This is a genomic window from Streptomyces sp. NPDC047014 (assembly GCF_040644195.1).
Classification (GTDB): Bacteria; Actinomycetota; Actinomycetes; order Streptomycetales; family Streptomycetaceae; genus Streptomyces.
Map to the genome: position 1 here is coordinate 1 of NZ_JBEYVX010000053.1, position 21,553 is coordinate 21,553.

Below are 21,553 nucleotides of genomic sequence, written 5' to 3' on the forward strand. Positions count from 1 at the left end.
AGGCGCAGGTGCAGGGCGTCGAGGAGGACCTGGGCTATCGCCTGCCGGAGGCGTACCGCTCCTTCCTCAAGGCGGCCGGCGGCTGCGCGCCGATGCCGCGGTGCGCCGGGGCGAGAGGGGGAACTCGTATGACCACACCCGAGGAGGACGCGCCCGCGTCCCTGCGGGGCGCCGGACCCATGGGACGTCCCGGCTCCCTCGGCCGGGACGCGGTGCTCGCGATCGGGCTGATCGGCACCGGCATAGGCGGCGTGGCCGCCTTCCTGAAGGCGGTCCCGGAGGGCGGGCTCCAGCTCCCGGTGGCCCCGGTCGCCGCCCTGGCCGTCCTGCTGCTGGGGATCCTCCTGGCCAAGTGGGGCTTCGCCCCCGTACGGCGCCGGGTCCGTATCCCGCGGCCCGCCCGGTACGCGGCACCGCCCGCGGAGCTGCCCGAGGTCGGCAGCGAGGCCCTCGACCACGCCGCGGTGGACGCGGACGGGTTCGAGCACACGGTGGCGGCGCTGTGCGCGCGGGACGGCTGTGGCGCGGTGGAGGTGGTCGGCGGCGCCGGCGACCTGGGCGCGGACGTCCTCGCGACGACGGCGGACGGGCGGCGCGTGGTGATCCAGTGCAAGCACTACGCCGAGGACAACCGGGTCGGCTCGCAGGACCTCCAGCGCTTCGGCGGGACCTGCTTCGTGGTCCACGAGGCCGATGTCGCCGTGGTCGTCACGACCAGCTCGTTCACCCAGCCCGCCGCGGAGTACGCCGAGACCTGCGGGATCATCTGCGTCGACGGCGAGGCCCTGGCCGCGTGGACCGAGCAGCAGGCGCCCGCCCCGTGGGAGTCGGGGGGCGGCGTGTCCGCGTCCGCCCCGTCGGCTTCCGCTTCCCTGTCCGCCCGAGGAGAATTGTCATGACCACCACCGACATCGACACCGAGACCGGTACCGGCCCCGCCGAGACCGGGACCGGCATCGCCGCGCTCACGGCCGACCGGGCCGAGGAGCGCATCCGGCGCATCCGGCGCCGCCTGGAACGCCTCATCGGCATCGCCGCGACCGAGGGGAACTCCGTACGCCCGCTGCGCAACGGCGACGAGATCTTCGCCGCGATGCTCGACGCGGTCTCCTCGGCCCAGCACACCGTCGACATGATGACCTTCGTCTACTGGAAGGGCGAGATCGCCCGGAAGTTCGCGGAGGCGCTGGCCGAGCGGGCCCTCAACGGGGTGCGGGTGCGGCTGCTGCTGGACGGCTTCGGCAGCCGGCTCATCGAGCAGGACCTGCTGGACCGGATGAGCGAGGCGGGGGTGGAGGTGGCCTGGTTCCGCAAGCCGGTCCTGGTCTCCCCGCTCAAGCAGAACCACCGCTGCCACCGCAAGGTCCTCGTGATCGACGAGCGGACCGCCTTCACCGGCGGCGTCGGCATAGCCGAGGAGTGGTGCGGCGACGCCCGCAATCCGCACGAGTGGCGCGACACCCACGCCGAGGTGCGCGGGCCGGCCGTCGACGGGATCGCCGCGGCCTTCGCGCAGAACTGGGCGGAGTGCCACCCCGAGCTCTTCGACGACCGGGACCGCTTCATCAGCCACGAGCCGGCCGGCTCCGCCGTCGTCCAGGTGGTGCGCGGCTCGGCCGCCTTCGGCTGGCAGGACATGCAGACGCTGATGCGGGTGGTCCTGGAGTCGGCGGAGGAGCGGGTCCGTCTGGCGACCGCCTACTTCGCCCCCGACGACTACTTCGTCGAGCTGCTGTCGGCCACCGCCCGCCGGGGCGTCACCGTGGAGATCCTGCTGCCCGGCCCGCACACCGACAAGCGGGTGTGCCAGCTGGCCGGGCAGCACCACTACGAAGCGCTCACCGAGGCCGGGGTGCGCATCCACGAGTACCAGCCGACGATGATGCACGCCAAGATCATGACGATGGACGGGGTGGTCTCCCTCATCGGCTCCTCGAACTTCAACCGCCGCTCCCTGGACCACGACGAGGAGGTCATGCTCGCCGTGATGGACCCGGCCGTCACCCGCACCCTGGACGCGCACTACGACGAGGACCTCGGGAAGAGCGCCCGGATCGCCCCGGCCCGCTGGCGCCGCCGCTCGGCCCTCCAGCGCGCCCGCGAGCTCTCGGTCCGCCCGCTGCGCCGCTTCCTCTGAGCCCTCAGCCCCGCCGCCCGGGCGCCGCCGCGAGCGCGACAAGCGCTCCGGCGGCGACCCCGGCCGCGAGGAACCCGCCCCGGGAGTCCCAGGACAGCACGGACCACCGCGACCGGGCGGACAGCGCGGAGCCGAGACTCAGCCAGGACCCGGCCGAGAGCGCGGAGAGCGAGGACCCGATCGACGCCACGGACAACGCGCTCCCCACGGACCCCACGGACAGCACCGACCCCACGGACCCGACCGACAACACGGAACCCACCGACCCGATGGACAGCACGGAGTCCTGGGACCACAGGGACAGCGCGGATTTCCCGCAGGCGTTTCCGGTGCGCTCGGTCATGGCCCGATCGTACGACGCCCCGCTATTCGGGGCGCTTGAAGCGGTGGGCCGACCAGAGGAGGGCCAGGGTGCCGATGGTCAGGAGGGCGGCGGCTTCCAGGGCCAGTGGGGGGCGGGTGCCGAACCATTCGATGCCGGCCGCCGTCGCCTGGTCGGGCAGGCGGAGGGTGATGGAGCGGCGGAGCAGGTCCACGCCGTAGGCGATCGGGTTCACGGCGGCCAGTGAACGGGCCCAGCCCGGCAGGCTCTCCAGCGGGAAGAAGCCGCCGGAGAGGAACAGCAGCGGCATCATCACCACGCCCAGCAGGATGTGGAAGACCTCCGGCCGCTGGAGGGTCACCGCGAGGGCCAGGGACAGGGCGGTGATGGTGAAGGAGGCGAGGATCATGCCGCCCAGGAGCAGCGCCAGCAGCAGCGGGTCGTAGGGCAGGCCGACCGTGCCGGCCAGGGCGAGCAGGACGGCGCCCTGCACCGCGGCGACGGTCGTGCCTCCGGCGCAGCTGCCGAGCAGCAGGGTGGTGCGGCTGACCGGGGCCATCAGCAGTTCGCGCAGGTAGCCGCTCTGCCGGTCGGTGATCAGGCGGATGCCGACCATGATGGCCGGGGTCTGGACCGTCATCATCAGCATGCCGGGGAACAGATAGGTCTGGTAGCCGACGCCCAGGGTGGAGGTCGGGATCAGCGCGGCCAGACCGCCGCCGAGGATGAACAGGTACAGCACCGGCTGGAGCAGCATCAGCGCCGTGTGGGCGGGCTGCGAGGACAGCCGCAGCAGGTCGCGGTGGACCAGGGCGTGCACGGCGCGCAGTTCACGGCGCGTACGGCTGGGCGCGCGCCCGGCGGTGTCCGCGTCCGCCGGGGTGTCCGCGACCCGGATCGCGGGGGCGGTCACGCTCCCCTCCCGGTGTCCGCCGCGGGCCGGGCGGTGGTGATGCTGCGGCCGGTGTGGTGGAAGAAGACGTCGTCGAGGGTGGGCGGGGTCGCGGACGCGGCCCGTACGGGAATGCCGTGGGCCTCCAGCGCGGCGCACAGCCGCGGGATCCAGGAGCTGCCGTCGGGAACGCGCAGGCAGAGCCCGTCGGGGTCCTCGGTGAGGGTGGACTCCGGCGGGGCGGTGGCGCGTACGACGTCACGAGCCCGGGTGTCGTCACCGGTGCGCAGCACCACCCGGTCGTCGCCGATCGCGGCCTTGAGGGCGTGCGGCGTGCCCTGGGCGACCAGCCGGCCGGCGTCGATGATGGCGAGGCGGTCGCAGTGCTCCGCCTCCTCCAGGTAGTGGGTGGTGACGAAGAGGGTGGTGCCGTGCCGGTCGCGCAGGGCGCGCAGATGGTCCCAGACCTGGGCGCGGGCGTGCGGGTCGAGCCCGGTGGTGGGCTCGTCGAGGAAGAGGATCCGGGGCTCGTGGAGCAGTCCGCGGGCCAGTTCCAGGCGCCGCCGCATACCGCCCGACAGGGTGCGGACCGGGGAGCGCCGCCGGTCCGCGAGGTCCACGGCTTCGAGGGTCTCGGTGACGCGGCGGCGGGCGTGGCGGCGGCCCATCCCGTACAGGCGGGTGTGGATGTACAGGTTCTGCTCGGCCGTCAGGTCCGGGTCCAGGGCGCTGTGCTGGAAGAGCATGCCGACCTGCCCGCGCACCCGGTCCGGCTCCTCCACCACCTCGGCGCCCGCGACGACGGCCCGGCCCGCGGTGGGGCGGGCCAGGGCGCACAGCATGGCGATGGTGGTGGACTTGCCGGCGCCGTTCGGCCCGAGGAAGGCGAAGGTCTCGCCCTGCTGGACGTCCAGGTCCAGGCCGCGCACGGCGTGGACGGTGCTGCCGTCCGGGCCGGGGTAGCTCTTGACCAGGCCGCGGGTGCTGATGGCGTACGCCGGTCCGGGCGCGGCCGGGGTGGCGTCCGCGGGCGCGGGCTCGGGGGCGGCGGTCAGGAGCAGGGCCTGGGCGGAGGCGTCGTCACCGGCGGGTGGCTGCATGGGCGGTCCTCGTCTGCGGGATGTGGTCTGCGGACTCGGGGCGGGGCGGGTGGGTTGGAGGCGGGGTGGGGTGGAGGCGGAACCGGAGGCCGAAATGGTGCTCCGGCCGGTGGCTGCTGCGGGGCAGCCACCGGCCGGAGGTCGTAGGGCCCTCCCGGTGCCGGGTCCGGCCGGGTGCCGGAGGGGAGCACGGGGCGTTCCCCGGCTACGGCGTCCGGTGCCCGGCGGCCGGTCGGCGGGATTCCCGCCGGCCGGTCGGCCGGCCCGGACCCGGACCGGGAGGGCTCAGCGTCTGGGTCAGGCGCAGCTGATGCCCACACAGACGGTGTTGAGGAGCGTCAGCAGGCCGACGCACTCACAGGTGGCCGCGAACGGGGCGTCGACGCCGACCGGGTCGGTCTCCGGAAGGGCGTGCAGGTGAGCCAGCAGTTCGAGGTCGCGGTTCTCCATGACTTTCTCCTTCTCTGTGACGGGCGGCAGGGTCCCTGCCGCTCAAACCGGCTGCCGGATCAGATCATCCAGCGCCGGGGTCCTGTGTGGCGGATCCGCAGGAGGAACGCCAGGATTCCCGCGGATCCGTCGCTCCAGCTCGTCGAGACGTCCCCGTACTCGTTGGGGAAGACGACGTGGGCGGAGCGGTGGGCCCGTTCTGCGACGAGGAGACGGGCCAGGTCTTCGGCCATGGCGCGGTAGGACGGATCCCCCGTGGCGTCGGCCATGTCGAGCAGGAAGTCGCCGTTCCCCGCGAGCCCGTGGCACTGGGTCAGGGCCGCGCGGGAGGCGCGTTCGGCCACGGCGTGGGTGGCGCGGCGGGCGAGGTCGCCGAAGCGGTCGTCGCCGGTGGCCTGCCAGAGCCGGACGAGGAAGGTGCCGATGCCGGCCGAGCCGTGGCACCAGTACGGGGCGGTCGGCGGGTCCGTCGCCTGGGCCGGCCAGTGGGCCGCCTCTCCGACGGCCACGGCGTGCGCCACCAGTTGCTCGCCGGCCTCCACCGCGAGCGCGGTGTACTCAGGCCGGTCGGTGACGGTCGCGGCGGCGAGGAGGAAGCAGGCGATGCCGGCGGTGCCGTGGGCGAAGCCCAGGTAACGTTTGCCCGCCTCCTCGGAGACGGCCTCGGCGGGCACCGGCCAGCTCACACCCGGCGGTTCGCGTCGCGCGGCCTCGGCCAGCCGGTCGGCGGCGTCCGCGACGCGCTCGGCCAGGCGCGGATCCTTCGTACGGTGCCACAGGTGGGCGGCGGCGAGGCCGCTGCCCGCGGAGCCGTGCGTGATGTCGTGGTTCGGTGTCCGCTGCTGCGGGGCGAGGGCCAGGGCCAGCGCGTGGTCGGTCAGGGCGCGGTCCCCGACGGCACGTCCGGCGTCGTACAGGGCCCAGGCGGTGCCGCGGCCGCCGAAGTGCAGGCCGGGGCGTACGGATTCGAGGTCGGTGCGGGCCGCGATCCAGTGGCCCGCGCCGGCTATCCGCTCGGGCAGCCGCGGGTCGCCGGTGAGCTCGAAGTACTGGGTCAGGACGGCCAGGACACCGGCCGCGCCCTGCTGGACGGTACAGGGATCGGTCTCCCCCGCCATGGTGGAGACGGGCCACAGCCGCTTGTCGTCGTCCGGGGTCATCGTGTCGACGAGGTGGTCGACGATGCCCGCCACGGTGGTGTCCGTCATCGCGGGGCCGGAGCCGGACCCGGAGCCGGTGCGCGGCGTGGGGACGGTGCGGCTCTGCGGGGGCTCCTCGGGCGGCCGGCGCAGTGCCACGGCCGCCATCGCCGGATCCCAGCGCGCGCCGGGCTCGTCCCGCATCAGCCCGAGGATCGTCTCGCGTACTCCGCCGGGCAGGCCGAGGGTGGCGTCGCAGGCGGCCAGCCACTCCGCGAGGCGCTGCTCGGCGGGGGTGGTGGCGGGCTCCTCGGGCAGCAGGTTGGGGACCTTGCCCGCGAGGACGAAGCAGACGGTGGCGCCGAGGCTGTAGTAGTCGGCCGTCGGTGAGACGGGGGCGTCCCGCAGCCGTTCGGGGGCGCTGAAACCGGGGGTTCCGACCGTGGTCGGGAGGGCGGTGTCGTCCTTGAGGACGGCGAGTTCCAGGTCGATGAGGCGGAGTTCGCCGTCCGGCCGGACCATGATGTTGCCGGGGGTGAAGTCCCGTAGGACACAGCCGTGGGCGTGGGCGGCGGCCATGAGGTCGACCAGCCGGCCGGCCTGCGCCAGGGCGTCCTTACGGTACTGCTCGCTGCCGGCGTCACGGAAGTGCTCGGCGACCCAGTTGCGCAAGGGGATGCCCGGTATCTCCTCCTGCGCCAGGAAGAGGTGTCCGGCGTGCTCGAACATCGCCAGGGGCTCCGGTGCCAGGCCGGTGCCGCGCAGCTTTTCCAGGGTCCGGGCCTCGGCCCGCAGCCAGTCGCGTACGTCGCAGCCCGAGGCATCCGCCTCCACGTGCGGCCGGGTCTCCTTGATGACGACGGGGGCACCGGTGGTGACGTCCGTCCCCCGGTAGACGCCGCCCTTGTTGGTGTGGCGGATGGCCTCGCGGACGGAGAACCGGCCGCCGAGCAGCACGGGCCCGCTCGGCGCCTTTCTGTCGGGCGGCGGGGCGGCGGCGGGGGCGGGGGCGGGGAAGGGACTGACCGCCCAGGAGGGCTGGGTGTACTGGCCGGTGCGCTTGTCCTCGACCGGATTGCCGTCGGGGTCCTCGATGAACCAGATCAGCAGGCCGTCGGCCGAGAGCCGCCGCCGGCCGACGAAGGCGCCGTAGCGGTAGTGCACCAGGCTCTTCACGGCGTAGGGCTGGTCGGAGAGGATCCGGGGGCCGGCGAGGCCGGTCGTGGCCTGGTGCAGTGCCAGGGCTATGCGGGCCGCGTCGGCGTCGGATCTCGGGTACACGGTGAGAAACTTGCCGGAGCTTCCCCGAGGCGTGGCGCGGGAGTTGAGCGCGCCGACCTGCTCCAGGGAGCGGGCGAACTTGAACGCGGACTCCTCGCGCAGCAGTACCTCCAGGGATCTGCCGAGCACGGCGGCCGCGGAGGCGGAGGTCGCCGACACATGCAGCTTCCATCCCTGTTCGCGCCGTACGGCGGTCACGGGGGTGAGGCGGCACCACATCTCGTCCGCGTCGGTGGTCCAGCGCGGGCCCGTACCGGAGGCTTCCAGCGCCCGGCGGAGCAGCTCTTCGAGGTCGACTTCGGTTGCGTGGCTCGTCATGCCTGTCCCTCTCAACGGCGAGGACCGCTGGTTGGAATATGCCTTCGGTAATGAGAAACGTATCGGCCGTTCCGGGCGTACGGCACTGGGTGGTGGACAGCGCACGGTGTCATTGCGCCGCCGGATGGTGTCAACCGGCGCAGAAAGGAAGCACTCAGGAGTGCGCCGGACGGAAAGGGCTTTGCCTGCCTGCTCGGTGGGCGTTTCCGGAGGGGCTTGTCCGGGGAGCGGGAGCTACCCGGCCGACCCCTTTACGGGCCCGGGAATTCCATGGTTCTCGTAAATGAGGAGCTGGCAGAACTGTCGCCGGAATTACGGCCGGACTTCGCCCGGAATTCATCGGGAGGTGCACTTCGGGTACGGGCTGCGGTCACGGCCGAGATTTTCGGGCTGCGCTTCCGCCCTAAAGCTTTGCCGCTCCTCGGCCTGCCGTAAAGAGCCTTATTCCGCCGTGGGAGCGACCAGCGCGACAAGGCGGCGCAGTGGAGCGGAAAGGCGCGCGCCGTCGGCGTGAGCTGCGTGCATCATGAAAATTTAACAGTCAACGAATGGCCCGCACCTGTCCAGTATTTGGCCGAAAACGATGAGCGCAGTTCTCGGCGGGCCGGTGGGGGAATTCACGACCCGTGGGGTCGCCGATACGACTGGGGTAAGCGGTGCCTCTTTCGCCGGGCGGGGCCGGGGAGTTCGGGTCACGGGAGTCCGGCGCAATGCGCTACGGAGTTCCGGGCCCGCCCGGTCGCCCGCCGGCAGGGCATCGCCCGGCGCGGGGAGGGCGCTCTCGGGGGCGTGCGGGCGGGCCGGGAGCCGGAGCGCGGATTTCAGTGGGCCCGTGGGAGTGGTGGGCCGGTGGAGGCGTGCGGGAATGACGGCCTTCCGGCGTAATACATGGCGCTCCCCCATCGCCTTGCCGGAATCGGCGCGGCCCACCGCCTAGCTTGTGAGCGGATCAGCGGGTGCGCGTCCGGGCGGGACCGCCGCCGTCCGCCCGGCCCAGCGGGTCAGTAGCGCCTCGCGTCCCCGTCCCCAACTTCTTCCCCACCCCCATCGACATCGGCGGCCGTCGACCATCGGAGCTCACTCATGAATGCCATCGGCAAGGCGAACGACATGCCCCGGCGTCAGTTCGTGGCGCTCTCCGGCGCCCTCGGCGCGGGAGCGCTGCTGGCCGGCGCGGCCGGCAGCGCCTCCGCGGCGGCCTGTCCGCCCCCCGGCGGGGGAGCCGCGCCCTGTCCCTGCCCCACGGAGCCGAACCCTCCGGGCGGCGGGCAGAACGCCTGCCCGCCCTCCCACATGCAGGGGCTCTGCGGGAGCCCCACCGACACCGACCCGCTGTGGCAGGACGTCCAGTACTGCACGCAGGGCATCGTCCCGCCGAGCGGGCAGCGGCCGAACTGCCTCAAGACGACCGCGAACTACGTGGTGCTGCACGGCCGGCCCGAGACCACGCACAACTACCTGCTCGTGCCGAGCTGCCGGATCACGGGCATCGAGTGCCCCTTCCTCGTGACGTCGAACGTCGCGAACTACTGGCACGAGGCGTGGGAGAACGCGCGCAGCGGCGGTGACGTGCCCGTGCAGTACCCGAACATCGGGCTGGGCATCAACTCGCAGTCCGCCCGTCGCCTCAACCAGCTGCACATCCACATGGCGGGCGTACGGGACAGCACCCAGCGGCGGCTGCAGGACCTGGAGGCGAACGGGCGCGTCGCCCCGCAGCCCGCGCTGTGGGGCGACGCCCACTACCAGGCGGCGGTGACGGGGGCGGACGGCTCGGGCGACCGGACGTACCGGATCCTCCGGCTCGACACGCTCACGCAGAACCTCTTCGAGCTGCTGAACGTGCACGTGGTGCGGCGCTTCGGCCTCGACATGGCGGGCCAGACCCTCATCGTCGTCCCGAAGCTCCCGGCGACCGGGCCGACCCGGACCTTCTACGTGCTCAACAGCGACTCCTCCCTCCACGACGGCACGAACACCTGCGACCACCTGCTGGTGTACGCGTAGGACTCCCGCACACTCCGGGCGGGGCGGGACGGGCGGGCGCGGCAGTCGGTCGGGGCGGGCGTCGCTCCCATGGCCGAAGCCTGTACGGCATCCGCCCCGCTCTGCGGGTTTCCGGCCCCTGTTGCGGTTACCGTGCGGGACATGAACGTCGTACTGGATTCCTGCCCGGAGTGCTCGCGCCTGCTCCGGACACAGCGGGGTGCGCCGCAGTCGGACTACCCCGTCGACCCGGGCGGCGGCCCCCGGCCGGACCTCGTGCTCGCCCGGCATCTGGCCAACCGGCACCCGCACCTGATCCCCGCCTGGGACGCCGGCTGCGACCGCTGCGCCGAGCTCGCCGCCACGCTGCGCCGGGCGCAGGAGCAGGGGCTGCTCGGGGCGGGCGCGTACCAGGTCGGGGCCGAGCACCGGGCCCTGCACCTGCTGAGCAGGGCCGAAGACGGCCTCAGGAGCTTCTGAGACCGCCTTCGGCCTGATCCACGTACCGCCTGCCTAACCCCCGGTTCCTCCCGCTCCCGGGTCCTCGCGGTCGCGCTCTTCCGCCGGGGCCCGGGGCGGCTCGTCCTTCGCCGGGCCGATGCGGATCTCGAAGTCGCCCGCGTACTTCTCGTGGCCCGCCACCACGGCGTCCTCCACGGCCTCCTCCGCCAGTTCGACGCGGACGATCAGCGGGTCCTCGCGGAGGTCCCGCAGCAGCGCCCAGCACATGCCGATCATCACCAGCACGAACGGCGCCGCGACGAGGATCGTCAGGTGTTGCAATCCCGCCAGGGCGTCGCCCTTGCCCTGGCCGACGAGCAGCATCACGGCCGCCACTCCCCCGGTCACGACGCCCCAGAACACGACGATGAACCGGGCCGGTTCGAAGGAGCCCTTCTGCGAGAGGGTGCCCATCACGATCGACGCGGCGTCGGCGCCGGAGACGAAGAAGATGCCGACCAGGACCATCACCAGCAGGCTCATCACGCCCGCGATCGGGAACTCCTGGAGCACACCGAAGAGCTGTGCCTCGGGCGTGGTCGCGTCCCCGAGGTGCCCCTGCTCCTTGAGCCGCATGGCCGTGCCGCCGAAGATGGCGAACCAGACCAGGCTGACGGTGCTGGGCACGAGGATGACACCGCCGACGAACTGACGGATCGTACGCCCCCGGCTGATGCGCGCGATGAACATGCCGACGAAGGGGGTCCAGGAGATCCACCAGGCCCAGTAGAAGACCGTCCAGCTGCTCAGCCACTCCGCGACCTCGCCGCCGCCGGTGGACGCCTCCGTACGGCCGACCAGCTGGGGCAGTTCCTCGAAGTAGGCGGCGAGGGAGGTGGGGATCAGGTCGAGCACCAGGATGGTGGGGCCGACGATGAACACGAAGATCGCGAGGACGACCGCCAGCACCATGTTGATGTTGGACAGCCACTGGATGCCCTTCTCCACACCGGAGACGGCGGAGAAGACGAAGCAGACGGTCAGTACGCAGATGATGGTGACGAGCAGTCCCGTCCCGGCCTTGTCCAGCCAGCCCACCTCGTGCATGCCGCTGCCGATCTGGAGCGCGCCGAGGCCCAGGGAGGTAGCGGAGCCGAAGAGGGTGGCGAAGATCGCCAGGATGTCGATCACGCGCCCGGGGGCGCCCTCGGCGCGCTCCTTGCCGAGCAGCGGGACGAAGACGGAGCTGATCGTCTGCCGGCGGCGGCGCCGGAAGGTGCTGTACGCGATGGCCAGTCCGACGACGGCGTAGATGGCCCAGGGGTGCAGGGTCCAGTGGAAGAGGGTGGTGGCGAGCGCCGTCTGCATGGCGGCCGCCGCGTCGGCGGGATCGGTGCCGGGCGGCGGGTTCGTGTAGTGGGCGAGGGGTTCGCTGACGCCGTAGAACATCAGGCCGATGCCCATGCCGGCGCTGAACATCATGGCGACCCAGGAGACGGTGCTGAACTCCGGCTTCTCGTGCTCCTGGCCCAGCTCGATCCGTCCGTAGCGGCTGATGGCGAGCCAGAGCGCGAAGACGACGAAGCCGGAGGCGGCCAGGACGAAGGCCCAGCCGGCGTTGTGCATGAGGCCGTTGAGCAGGGTGTCCGACACGCTCTCCAGCGAACTGGTGGCGGTGACGCCCCAGATCACGAAGCCGAGTGTCAGTACCGCTGTGACACCGAAGACGATCCGGTCGGTGACCGGATCCCGGTCCTCGTGGGGATGGCGGCCGGGCAGGGCCGCCTTCACGGGCAGCCGGAGTGCCTGCCCCCGTTTGCGTTGCTCCTGAGACACGGGCGGCACCTTTCGCGAATCATGGCCCGATACCTACTGGTATGCCGTACCACGACGCGCCGGGCCGCCCCGGTATCAACAGGCTTACGGCGGGCACGCGCTGCGGGGTGCTGGGCCGAACGGGTGTCTGGGGGCGCTTGCGGGTGCCTGGGGGTGCTTGCGAGTGCCTGAGGTTGCCTGCTGGGGGGCGGGAGATGTGGCGGGACATGCGGAGGCCCCCACCGGCCTGGTGTGGCCGATGGGGGCTGCTCACCGCGTCGGGCGCCGTGAGGGCGTCAGCACTCACGCAGCCCCGGGGCGGGGTCGACGGAGGTGTGGACGTCGACGGCGGCGACATTGCCCCACTGGCCGTTGTCCAGCTTGGTCCAGTACCAGACGTTGTTGCCGCCCGCGTGCTGGTCCCCGCGGCCCCAGCACTGGAACCAGCTGGGGCTGGTGTTCAGCGGCCCGCGTACGGCGGAGTTGTAGCGGCGGTGCTCGTAGCCCTTGGCCCCGACCCGGTTGCCGCACCAGAGCTTGCCGTCGGCGCGTACGCCGCATTCGGCGGCGGCTGACGCGCTCTGTCCGGTGGCGGGGGTCGCGACGGCGGGGCCGGTCACGGCGGCCATACCGCCGGCGAGCGTGGCGGCGGCGAGTCCGAGGGCGATCTTCCTGCCTGCGTTCATGCTTCCTCCAAGGGTGCGGATTCTGGTGCTGGTGGTCGGTCTGTGTGGGTGGGGGAGCTGAGTGGACGGGTGGGGGCTCAGGAGCAGGTGCGTACGCCGTCCAGCCAGGCCGGACCCTTGATGTAGATGTTGGTGATCCAGGAGCCGTACTCCGGCAGGTAGGACCAGGCGTCGTTGGTGTAGCCCTCCGCCGTGACCTTCTCGGCGTGCTTCTGGCAGTCGATCCGTACGGTGGTCGGGCCGGGGAAGCGGTGCACCCGGGGGCTGCCCACGGACGGCTCCTCGTGGGTCCACACATCGGTGCCCCACGTACTGAACGTGCCGGGGGTGGCGGCGGGGGCGAGGCGGACCGCGCCCGCGTAGTCCCCGTTCAGCCGGACGTCGCTGACCATGATCCGGGTGCCGGATTCCCGGGCCTCGACCATCTTGCCCGCGCCCAGGTAGATCGCGATGTGGTGGATCGAGCCCCCGGAGCCCCAGGCCAGCAGGTCGCCCGGCAGCAGCGGTCCGGTGCCCTGGGCGGCGGTGAAGCGCTGGCTCACCTGCGGTGCGTGGAACTGGTGGTACGCGTTCCCGGGCAGCGGGTCGCCGCCGAGCGCGCGGGCGTAGGCGTGGCGGACGAGGCCGGAGCAGTCGAAGCCGAGCCGCTCCGGGTCGTGGGCGCTGTCCGGGTCGGTGGGGTCGACCTGACCGTACGTCGGCCCCGGCTGCGGGCCGTGGCCGCCGCCCCAGGTGTACCAGACGCCGATCTGTTCACACGCGGCCCGCACGGCCGCCTCGGCCGCGGCGGAGGCCCCGGGGGCGAGCACCCCGCAGGAGGCGACCGCCCGCGCCGGCGCCGCGGCGGTGGCGGCGGCGGCCGTACCTCCCCATGTGAGCATCAAGGTGAGCACCGCCACCACTGTGGCCACCGATGTCGCTGTCACTGTTCCCGTCGAGCTTCTGCGCTTCGCCATGTCCGTTCCCCCGTTGCTGTTTGCTGCCGTGGCTCGTTGTGTGCTGCCCGGGATGGTGGACGTACCGGATCGCCGCCGTCGTTCGGAGCACGGCCCGGCCCGTCCACCGGGCACTCCGAGCCTGTGGCCCGACACCCCCCGGTGTCGAGGAGACACGGGTCGCCCACCGCAACGGGAAACGGGAAACGCCTGGGAAACCGGGGCTGAGCTGGTGTTTTGGTGGCTCGTCAGCGGCATTGAGGGGGACCGGCGTTGGCCTTGATCGTTCTTCGTGGTCCACTGTCCGGAGCGCGGCGGTACAGGGGGAAGCCGCGGAACAAGGGGGCAGGGGACATGAAGAGAGCGGGAATGCTCGCCATCTGGCTGGCGACGGCACTCCTGGGGCTGATGGTGGCCGTGGTGGCGGGCCCGAAGGCTGGCGAGGCGTGGGAGCGGGAGCAAGAGTTCCGGGCCTCGCCGGTCTGCGCCTCCGTGCCGCTGACGGCGTCGCGCTGCCTGTGGGAGCAGGCGTACACCGTCCGCGAGAGCATGCCGCACGGCGGCGAGCGGCAGAAGGAACCGGCGGCGACACTGCTCCTGCCGGACGGCGCACCGCGGAACGTGACCTTCTTCGACAGCGATCCGGTGCTCTCCCGGATGCGGCCGGGCGACGCGGTGGTCGGCCTGGTCTGGCACGGGGACGTCGTGGAGGTCAGGGACGCGGAGGGACGGCGGCAGGAGACCATGTACGGGCCGGTGGACATGGCGGAGACAGAGCTCGGGGCCGCGCTGACCGGCGGCTCCTTCGGCCTGCTGGCCCTCGTCGGCTCGGTGTGGGCGATCGTCGGGGGACGGGAGCGGCGGCACGAGCGTGCGTCGGCGTGGGTGCGCTGGCACGGTCTTGCCCTGGGCGGCGGCGCGCTCCTGGCGACCTGGGCGCAGCTGGCCAACGGCTGGCCGCTGTGGTCGATCTGGGTGCTCTGGGGCCCGCTCGCGGTGGTCCTCCTCACGACGATGACGATGACGGCCGTCCGGGCGCTGCGCGAGAGCGGGGCGGACACCGCCGCGGCCTCCGCCCTCACCACCGAGCCGCCGGTACTTCCTTCGGCTTCGCCGGACCGTCCGGCGGGTTCCGATTCCGGCGGCCTTCCGCGCGAGTACCGAATGGGAAGGAACCGGAGGAACGGCATGATGATCGCCCTCGTCGTCGAGGCGGTTCTGATGCTGTTCACGGTGTGGACCGAGGACCTCCCGCCTTTCTGGTTCCAACTCGGCCTGACCGTCGTCACGGTGCCGCTGGTCGTCCTCCTTCTCCTTCGCGCGCCCCGGGTCGCGACCCAGGTCGACGCCTCCGGCATCCGCACGCGCGGGGTGCTGCGTACGCGGCGGATGCCCTGGGCGGATGTCGAGGAGTTCACGGTGGATGGCTCATGGGGGTCCGAGGGGGGCGCCATGGCGCGCAGGTTCGTGTACGTCCAGCCGCGGGACGGCCGGCGCAGGCTGCTGCGGTACCTGGAGGACAAGGACTACGACCTCGACGGCGAGATCGCGATCCTCCGCGCGGCCCTGGCCGAGGCCCGGGGGACGGACCGGGTCCACGCCCCGGCCGCCGCCGATCCGGTGGCCTGACGGCGGCGCCCGGCGGCGCGGAAGGGGTTTGCGGGCGATCGGTCGCCCGGGTAGGAAGGCGCCATGAATATCGCCGCATCCTCCACCGACCACCCTCAGGACCCGTCCGAGCCGCGGGCCTTCGTCCGTACGACGTTCGATCTGGGTGATGCGGTGTTGCGCCCGTGGGGGCGGGAGGACGCGGTGTCGGATGCGATGCTGGCCGAGCTCGTCGCGGCTGCGGCGGACCCGCTGATAGCCCTCTGGAACCCGCTCCCGACGAACGACCGCCCCGCCGCCCTGGCCTGGCTGGAGTCCCGGCACGCGGGGTGGGACAGCGGTGCGAACGCCTCGTTCGCCGTACTGGATCCCGCGGACGGGGTCCTGCTCGGCGGCCTGAGCCTGCGGTGGGTCGACCGCGCGGACGGCCTGGCGATGATCGGCTACTGGCTGCTCCCGGCCGCGCGGGGGCGGGGCCTGGCGGCGCGGGCGACAAACGCGGTCACGGCGTGGGCCTTCCGGACATCGGCCGCCCGCCGCATCGAGATCGCCCACGCCGTCGGCAACGAAGCCTCCTGCCGCGTGGCCCACCGTTGCGGCTACCTCCCCGAGGGCACCCTCCGCGCCTCCCACCGCTTCGGCGACGGCACCTACCACGACGAACACCTCCACGCCAGGCTGAGCACGGACGCGGAGGGCGGACTGCCGGTGAACCCGTAGGCGTTCGCCGCGTTGCCGCCTACGGGGCGGCGGCCATCGGGGGCTCGGGGGCTGCGGGGCCCGTCGGGGGGCTGGGCGCCGGACGCCTGAGGTGGAGCATGCGGGGCTCGGAGGCGCTGGCCACGACACCCGTGGCTTCGCCGCACGTCGCACGGCGAGGCATCGGACGCCTTAGACGTCACGCCGACGCCTGCGGCGGAGCGTACGAGCCTCGGGGGCGCGCCGACCACGACACCCGTCGCCGCGCGGGACCGCCCGACGCCACAGGCGCCACGCAGACGCCCACAACAGCGGCAGCATGCGGCGCTCGGGTCGAGCCAGCCCGGCACCCGTCGCTTCGCCGCACGTCGTGGCGCTTTTCCCGACTAAGCGGAGGCGCCCAGAACCGAGAGGACGCAGCCGCGGAACCGCACGTATCCTCCGGACCGTGACACCGACATACATGCTGGACGGCAGGCAGATCAGAACGCTGGAGGACTTCTGGCGAGTCATCGGCGAAGCGATCAACGGGCCGGAGGGCTACTTCGGTCGAAACCTCGACGCCTTCGCTGACTGCCTCAGCGGTGGCTTCGGAGCGCCCGACGACGATGACTACGTGGTTGAGTGGCGCGACCACCAGGTGTCTCGCCAGCATCTCGGATATCCGGAGACAGCTCGCCAGCTTGAGATCCGGTTGTCGCGCTGTCATCCCACGAGCCGCCCCTCTGTAGGCGCCGACCTTGCCGCCGCACGGGATGGACACGGATCCACGGTCTTTGATTGGCTGGTCGAGATCTTCGACGATCGCGCCCCTGGCGTCCTACGACTCCAGTGACCGGTCACGAGGACGTCTTGTTCAGCACGCGGGGCAGGGTGGGCGTGCATGTGCTCCATCGTGACTTCGCGTCCGAGTTACTTGAGCCTGTGACCAGCAATTTCTGTGAGAGCAGGCCCCGTGGCGGCCGCCGGCGCAACCATGGCGATGCTGCGAGGACCTACGGGGAGCATCGCGTAGGACACCAGGTTGTCGATCAGTTCGTGGGCCCCCGGAGTGTTCAGGACCACGTCCTCCCTCCTCGCCGAAGACCAGCCAGAGCACCGCCCCGGTTCCCCACGGCTACCGGCCCCCATCACGGCAGGCGAATCAACTGGATGTCACGAGAAGCTGCGTCCAACCTCGTTGCGCTCCTTCGTCGTTCGGATGCGCAACGTCTGCTGACTAGGCCACGCGGGGGATGCGCTCACGTCCGGCGTGTCGTGCGGTAGTCCGGTCAACACCTCGGGGCCGTCAGACGCCACAGGCGTCACGCCGAGTCGTGCGGTGGAGCATGCGAGGCTCGGGGCGCGTCGGCCACGACGCCCTTCCCGGGGCGGGCCGTTGGACACCACAGGTGCCGCGCCGAGGTCTGCGGTGGAGCATGCGAGGCTCGGGGGCACACGGGCTGCGACGCCCGCCGCGAGGCGGGGCCGCCGGACGTCACAGGCGATACGCCCACGCCTGAGGCGGAACGTGCAAGGCCCGGGGGCGCGCTGGCCAGGACGCCCATCGCTAGGACGCATGTCGCGGGGCTGGGGCGCCGGACGCCAGAGGTGCCACGCTGACGCCTGCGTCGTTGCGTGCGGGGCTCGGGGCGAGCCGGCTCCGGCACCCGTCGCTTCGCAGCCGCTATCCAGAGGCGACGGGCCTCGTTGAGTCACGCTGGGCGAAGCCAGAAGGGGAGTGGGGCCGTGGTGGCCGCGCCTGCGCGACGTACGCGCTCTTGGCGCGGCGCGTGAGGGTGTGCTCTTGGCGGTACTTGAGGCGGTTGACGGTCCGCGCGGCCTCGGCGCAGCCTCGGTGGACCGTCGTGCGAGCGTATCGGCGCTGTCAGCTCGTCCGCTGGTCTCCCGGCCCAACGGGCGCGTGCTCGACCGTGATCGCACCGGCAGGTGGACTTGTGAGTGGGCCCGCCTCGGGGAAGGTCCAGGGGCCGCCCCAGTCCCCTTTGCCAGTGCCGTAACACGGCCCACGCGCCCAACCTCACTCACCCACGGCGGCGCCGACATCGGCTAAACGTGGCCCGCAGGTGTGGAGTTGGGGCCCCGCCCGGTCGTCGCTCCACGCCGATCTGGAGAATGGTGCGGTATGAACTCTCAGTCACCGCGGGGCCCGCTGGCCGCACCGCGCCGGGCCGTGCGGTCGTATCCGCGCCGGGCGCCGCTGACCCTCGCCTACGTCTGCCTGCTGCTGGCCGGCCACGCCTGGATCGTCTACGGCCTGTCGGCCGAGCAGGCGGCCGACGTGCTGGGGTACGTCAGCACCAACCTGGACAACCTCCAGGACCACCCCCTGACCTCCCTCCTCGGCAGCGCGCTGTTCTTCGACGGCACGCTGACCGACGTCGCCTCGCCCGACTTCATAGGCACCCTCATCACCCTGGGCCTCGGTGTCTGCGGGTTCCTGGCCTGGGCGGAGTACCGGTGGGGGCGGGTGCGCGCCGTAGCGGTGTTCCTCGGCGGGCACCTCGCGGCCACCCTGCTCACCGCCGCCGTCATCGCCGTCGCCCTCCGGCAGGGCTGGTACCCGGACGACGTACGGCAGTCCTTGGACTTCGGCATCAGCTACGGCGCGCAGACCGTACTCGCCCTCGGCACCCTCGCACTCCCCCGCTGGGGCCGGCTGCCCTGGGCGGCGTTCGTACTCGCCTGGCCCCTCGGCGGAGCCGAATGGCAGGGTCCGCTGCCGGACTTCACCACCGTCGGCCACCTCACGGCGGCCGTGCTCGGCTTCGCCCTGATTGCCGTACCCGCCCTCCGACGCCCGCGGCCCGACCAGGCCGAACCGGCTTCCGCCCCGGACCGAGCCACCGCAGACCGATCCGGCCGCAGCGCCAGCGCCGAACCGGCCGCCGACCGACGAGGCTGAGCTCGCCCCTCTCCCGCGCCGCCGCGGGCGTTTGCCGGACGCGATGTCGTCACGGGGAGTATTCCGAAGCGTTCGGTGCCTGGACCACCTCCCAGGTCACCGGCACGGACGCTCCGGCCCCGAACCCGACTGGTCCCGGCCCGAGCCCGAGCCCGCGACGGTGGCCGACCTGGGCGGCGTTCGTACGGCCCCTCCGGCTCACATACCGCAGCCGGGCCGGCCGGCTCACCCACTGCACCCAGCGTTGGATCCTGCCGAAGTGCCCTCACCCACCGACAGCCCGGTGTGGGAGCGCGGCGAGCAGCTGGCCCGGCAGCGGCTCTGGGACAGCGGCGATCGCCGGGAGTGGACCGCCGCCTACGCGCTGTCTTGCTCAGCGGATGAGCTGGCCGCCGCACTCATCGGCGGTGCGCGTGCGGGCATCACGCATCTCACGGTCCGGGGGATCACCCGGCTCGACTGCGCCGTTCTCGTCGCCGCCTTCCCGGACCTGACCTGGCTCTCGCTGTCGGGAGACATGGGCACGCTCACATCGGCGGCGGCCCTGAACCAGCTGCCGCGGCTGCGGGGACTCGCGATCACGGAGCTGTTGCCGGGCTGCTGCCTCGCCGTGTCCCAGACGTGGAGGAGGCGTCGTTGCAGGGCGTACCCCCGCACTACTCGGCAGCGATACGCAGGACCTGGCGTTCTCCCGTGCGGAACGTACCGCGGCTCGACGTCGGCAGGGCCCGCAGCTCGGAATGGGTCGACGCCAACCGGCTGCGCAGCCGGGGCGGCCGCGGGCACATCCGCGTACCGCGTACAGAAGCCGTTGCCCAGTACGAGGACACCCGGCGGACCTTCCTCTACACGGTCATCAGCGGCCGTCGGGAATGCGGGCTCGCAGAGCGGGTGCGCCTCCGGAACCCCCTTCAACGCGCTCGACAGCGGCTCGCCGTTCACCTGGAGGTGCAGCGCGAGGACCTGTTCGACGCCCCACCCGTCCTCGCGGACCAGGCGCAGGCCGCAACCGGGCACGGACTGTCCCCGTCCCACGCGCCGTTGATCGAAGGGCTGGGTGCCATCCGCGAACCGCGAGGAAAACCCCTTCGGGCCGAGTCCCGAGGCGCAGTACCCTCGGGCGATGTTGAGGATCAAGGAGCTGGCGCCCGAGGTCGGGCGGGTGGATCTCGACGGGCTGCGGCGGCTCGACCCCAGCCCGCTCGTGCGGTGTGCGGTCGACCCGGCGGAGCCCTGGTGGCGGCGTACCGCCTGCGTGGAGGCGCTGGCCGGGCGGGTGCCCGAGGCGGGACTCGGGGAGTTGTTCGCGTGCGTACGGGACACCGCCGACTCGGGCACGGTACGCAAGGCCCTGCTCGGCCTGCTCTCCGACCGGCCCGAGCTGCTGCCCTGGCTGCGTGACGAGGCGCGGAGCGCGGAGCAGGCGTACGGGATGCCGGAAGCGGTTCTCGCGGCCCGGGGCCGCCTCGGGGATCTCACGGCGACGGCCGAGCTGGCGACGCTCGCGTTCAGCCACTGGCGGCACCGGCGCGAGATCGGGGAGACCGGGCTGGACCTGCTCGTGGAGCGGCACGGCAGGGCGGCGGTGCTCGGGGAACTCGCGGGCGGCGGGCGGCCGGAGGACCGGGCCGCGAGCGTGCTGCTGCGGTACGCGGCCGGCGAGGACGTCATCGACGCCCTCGCCGACCCCGACCCGGCGGTGGCCCACCGCGCGCAGTCCCTCCTGGCCGATCCGGACCGCCTCGCCGCGTACCTCGCCGCCGCGCCGACGGTCGATGCCGCGCTGTGGGCCGCGTACGCCCTGCACCGGCTGACCGGTGACGCCGCGCGCACGCGGGAGGTGTACGAGGCCCTGGGCAGGCCGCGTGTGGAGGTGGAGGGGCTGGACGAGGAGGTCCGGCGGGCGATCGTGCGGGAGTACGCGCTCGAGTGCGAGAAGCAGAGCGATCCGCGCTGGCGGATCGAGGGCCTGTGCGCCGGGGCGGCGGAGCCGGGGGCTCTGGTGGAGCCGGTGGATGAGGAGGGCCAACTGGCCTTGGCGACGGCTGCGTTGAACTCGGCGGGGCTGGCTCCGCGTACGCCGGTCTCGTGCGGGGACGACCATCGGCAGGGCGGTGGGACGTACCACGTCATCCGGTACGGGGACGGGGGCCGCAGCGAGCTGTACATCAGCACGCTGGGCCGGTTCGCGGGGGACCACGAGGACGCCCCGGCGGCTCGCGCGGCCCTGGAGGCGGCGGGCTTCCGCTGGATCGACGCGGCCACGGGCTCGGTACGCGTCACCGGCCTCGGCGTCTACTACTTCGGGGCACGCGAACCCCTGGACGTCCACACGCTCCTGTTCTACTGGCAGGACTGACCCCCGGGCCCGCGCCGACAGGGGCCGAGGCCCGCACCCCGGCGGGGCCACAGGCTGACCCGGCGCTGCTCTGGCAGCCGCGCGTGGCCGCCCAGCACGAAGTGCCACCCTGCCCGGGAACGCCGACACGGGGCCGTCCCGCCGGGCAGGGCGAGCAGCGGGGCCGGGCACCGGGGCGATGCACGCCGGGGAAGGCCGCACCGGGCGGGGCCGGAACGTCCCCAGGTACTCCCACCCGAGCGGGACGAGCAGCGGTCCGACACACCTGGTCCGTGTGCACCGGCGATAGCCCAGCTCGTGCGGCGCGGTCGCGGCAGCTTCGTCCCGCCGGGCCGGCGCCCACCCGGCCCCCCAGCGCCACGCCACGCGATCCACCCCCCGCCAGCCGGACCCCCATGGCACCCAGGGGCGCCTGCCAACGGCGAAGCCGCTGGTCAGACCGGCCGTGCCCAGGCCCGCCCCCCTCCGCCGCGCCAGCCC

At 72.8% G+C, this 21,553-nt stretch carries 16 protein-coding genes and 1 pseudogene; 9 read left to right on the top strand and 8 right to left on the bottom strand.

The features are described from left to right. Positions 1–179: 179 nt before the first annotated feature. Both ABZ873_RS23915 and ABZ873_RS23920 read left to right on the top strand, forming a co-directional pair. A complete protein-coding gene (locus ABZ873_RS23915; protein ID WP_360875595.1) occupies positions 180–899 on the top strand; it encodes a restriction endonuclease in 720 nt (239 codons plus the stop codon). Further along, entirely contained in the window at positions 896–2,137 is a 1,242-nt protein-coding gene (locus ABZ873_RS23920) for a phospholipase D-like domain-containing protein (protein WP_360875534.1), read from the top strand. Before ABZ873_RS23915 ends, ABZ873_RS23920 begins: the two co-directional genes overlap by 4 nt. 4 nt (positions 2,138–2,141) lie before the next feature. Here the strand turns inward: ABZ873_RS23920 and ABZ873_RS23925 are convergent, their stop codons facing one another. From ABZ873_RS23925 to lanL, 5 genes and pseudogenes are all read right to left on the bottom strand, one after another. Next, positions 2,142–2,480, bottom strand: a complete 339-nt coding sequence (locus tag ABZ873_RS23925) for a hypothetical protein (protein ID WP_360875536.1) — start codon at positions 2,478–2,480, stop codon at positions 2,142–2,144. Positions 2,481–2,502: 22 nt separating this feature from the next. After that, positions 2,503–3,357, bottom strand: a complete 855-nt coding sequence (locus ABZ873_RS23930) for an ABC transporter permease (protein ID WP_360875597.1) — start codon at positions 3,355–3,357, stop codon at positions 2,503–2,505. A gap of 11 nt (positions 3,358–3,368) precedes the next feature. Then, positions 3,369–4,451: an ATP-binding cassette domain-containing protein gene (locus ABZ873_RS23935; protein ID WP_360875538.1), complete on the bottom strand. Its 1,083-nt coding sequence runs from the start codon at positions 4,449–4,451 to the stop codon at positions 3,369–3,371. A 297-nt stretch (positions 4,452–4,748) separates the two neighbouring features. Continuing rightward, positions 4,749–4,901: a VenA family class IV lanthipeptide gene (locus tag ABZ873_RS23940; protein ID WP_360875540.1), complete on the bottom strand. Its 153-nt coding sequence runs from the start codon at positions 4,899–4,901 to the stop codon at positions 4,749–4,751. Positions 4,902–4,943: 42 nt separating this feature from the next. Beyond that, positions 4,944–7,639: pseudogene (lanL, locus tag ABZ873_RS23945) on the bottom strand (class IV lanthionine synthetase LanL). Positions 7,640–8,722: 1,083 nt separating this feature from the next. Here lanL and ABZ873_RS23950 point away from each other — a divergent pair. After that, on the top strand, positions 8,723–9,646 hold the full coding sequence (locus ABZ873_RS23950; RefSeq protein ID WP_360875542.1) for a CDP-diacylglycerol diphosphatase: 924 nt from the start codon (positions 8,723–8,725) through the stop codon (positions 9,644–9,646). Between the two features lie 141 nt (positions 9,647–9,787). Continuing rightward, positions 9,788–10,105 carry a hypothetical protein gene (locus ABZ873_RS23955; protein WP_360875544.1) on the top strand — a complete coding sequence of 106 codons (318 nt, stop codon included), beginning with the start codon at positions 9,788–9,790 and terminating at the stop codon, positions 10,103–10,105. Positions 10,106–10,138: 33 nt separating this feature from the next. Here ABZ873_RS23955 and ABZ873_RS23960 read toward each other — a convergent pair whose 3' ends face one another. From ABZ873_RS23960 to ABZ873_RS23970, 3 genes are all read right to left on the bottom strand, one after another. Then, on the bottom strand, positions 10,139–11,863 hold the full coding sequence (locus ABZ873_RS23960; RefSeq protein ID WP_360875599.1) for a BCCT family transporter: 1,725 nt from the start codon (positions 11,861–11,863) through the stop codon (positions 10,139–10,141). A gap of 314 nt (positions 11,864–12,177) precedes the next feature. Then, positions 12,178–12,567 carry a hypothetical protein gene (locus ABZ873_RS23965; RefSeq protein WP_360875546.1) on the bottom strand — a complete coding sequence of 130 codons (390 nt, stop codon included), beginning with the start codon at positions 12,565–12,567 and terminating at the stop codon, positions 12,178–12,180. Between the two features lie 77 nt (positions 12,568–12,644). Beyond that, positions 12,645–13,478 carry an NlpC/P60 family protein gene (locus tag ABZ873_RS23970; RefSeq protein ID WP_360875548.1) on the bottom strand — a complete coding sequence of 278 codons (834 nt, stop codon included), beginning with the start codon at positions 13,476–13,478 and terminating at the stop codon, positions 12,645–12,647. 378 nt (positions 13,479–13,856) lie between these two features. On the opposite strand from ABZ873_RS23970, the gene ABZ873_RS23975 reads away from it, so the two are divergent. The 5 genes from ABZ873_RS23975 (at position 13,857) to ABZ873_RS23995 (ending at position 21,073) form a co-directional block, all read left to right on the top strand. Next, positions 13,857–15,131, top strand: a complete 1,275-nt coding sequence (locus ABZ873_RS23975; protein ID WP_360875550.1) for a PH domain-containing protein — start codon at positions 13,857–13,859, stop codon at positions 15,129–15,131. A gap of 63 nt (positions 15,132–15,194) precedes the next feature. Then, entirely contained in the window at positions 15,195–15,830 is a 636-nt protein-coding gene (locus ABZ873_RS23980) for a GNAT family protein (RefSeq protein ID WP_360875552.1), read from the top strand. Positions 15,831–16,257: 427 nt separating this feature from the next. Next, positions 16,258–16,644 carry a barstar family protein gene (locus ABZ873_RS23985; protein WP_360875554.1) on the top strand — a complete coding sequence of 129 codons (387 nt, stop codon included), beginning with the start codon at positions 16,258–16,260 and terminating at the stop codon, positions 16,642–16,644. A gap of 1,290 nt (positions 16,645–17,934) precedes the next feature. Next, positions 17,935–18,714, top strand: a complete 780-nt coding sequence (locus ABZ873_RS23990) for a rhomboid-like protein (protein ID WP_360875556.1) — start codon at positions 17,935–17,937, stop codon at positions 18,712–18,714. Positions 18,715–19,837: 1,123 nt separating this feature from the next. After that, complete coding sequence (locus tag ABZ873_RS23995; protein WP_360875558.1) at positions 19,838–21,073, top strand: hypothetical protein; 1,236 nt, start codon at positions 19,838–19,840, stop codon at positions 21,071–21,073. The last annotated feature ends 480 nt before the right edge of the window (positions 21,074–21,553 follow it).

Coding starts and splice junctions, on each gene's coding strand:
- ABZ873_RS23915 (WP_360875595.1), top strand. CDS start 180: ATGGGACGTCCCGGCTCCCTCGGCCGGGACGCGGTGCTCGCGATCGGG.
- ABZ873_RS23920 (WP_360875534.1), top strand. CDS start 896: ATGACCACCACCGACATCGACACCGAGACCGGTACCGGCCCCGCCGAG.
- ABZ873_RS23925 (WP_360875536.1), bottom strand. CDS start 2,480: ATGACCGAGCGCACCGGAAACGCCTGCGGGAAATCCGCGCTGTCCCTG.
- ABZ873_RS23935 (WP_360875538.1), bottom strand. CDS start 4,451: ATGCAGCCACCCGCCGGTGACGACGCCTCCGCCCAGGCCCTGCTCCTG.
- ABZ873_RS23940 (WP_360875540.1), bottom strand. CDS start 4,901: ATGGAGAACCGCGACCTCGAACTGCTGGCTCACCTGCACGCCCTTCCG.
- ABZ873_RS23950 (WP_360875542.1), top strand. CDS start 8,723: ATGAATGCCATCGGCAAGGCGAACGACATGCCCCGGCGTCAGTTCGTG.
- ABZ873_RS23955 (WP_360875544.1), top strand. CDS start 9,788: ATGAACGTCGTACTGGATTCCTGCCCGGAGTGCTCGCGCCTGCTCCGG.
- ABZ873_RS23965 (WP_360875546.1), bottom strand. CDS start 12,567: ATGAACGCAGGCAGGAAGATCGCCCTCGGACTCGCCGCCGCCACGCTC.
- ABZ873_RS23975 (WP_360875550.1), top strand. CDS start 13,857: ATGAAGAGAGCGGGAATGCTCGCCATCTGGCTGGCGACGGCACTCCTG.
- ABZ873_RS23980 (WP_360875552.1), top strand. CDS start 15,195: ATGAATATCGCCGCATCCTCCACCGACCACCCTCAGGACCCGTCCGAG.
- ABZ873_RS23990 (WP_360875556.1), top strand. CDS start 17,935: ATGAACTCTCAGTCACCGCGGGGCCCGCTGGCCGCACCGCGCCGGGCC.
- ABZ873_RS23995 (WP_360875558.1), top strand. CDS start 19,838: ATGTTGAGGATCAAGGAGCTGGCGCCCGAGGTCGGGCGGGTGGATCTC.